This is a genomic window from Photorhabdus africana, assembly GCF_035181445.1.
Taxonomy (GTDB): Bacteria; Pseudomonadota; Gammaproteobacteria; order Enterobacterales; family Enterobacteriaceae; genus Photorhabdus; species Photorhabdus laumondii.
Window position 1 is genome coordinate 1 of sequence record NZ_JAXBVE010000352.1, and the last position, 218, is coordinate 218.

The 218-nt window shown below is 46.8% G+C and carries 1 protein-coding gene; it reads left to right on the forward strand.

Annotation, left to right across the window (positions count from 1 at the left end; genetic code table 11):
- Positions 1-218 (forward strand): hypothetical protein (locus SLS51_RS24050; RefSeq protein ID WP_323840950.1); only part of this gene is annotated, 218 nt, incomplete at both ends.

Genomic DNA, 218 nt, shown 5'->3' on the forward strand with positions numbered 1-218 from the left:
GCGGATCTGCTCAATATGAAGCAGAAAACATTTGATTTCCTGCGTAACAGCGGTCATTTGCATGATGATGGCGATATCCATATCTCGTTGGGGAACTATAACTTCAACTGGGGCGGTGACGGTAAAGATCTTGGTGCCTATCTGGGCGATAACAACAACTTCTGGGGTGGTCGCGGAGAGGATGTTTATTACTCTATCGGCACTTCCAACCTCTTTAC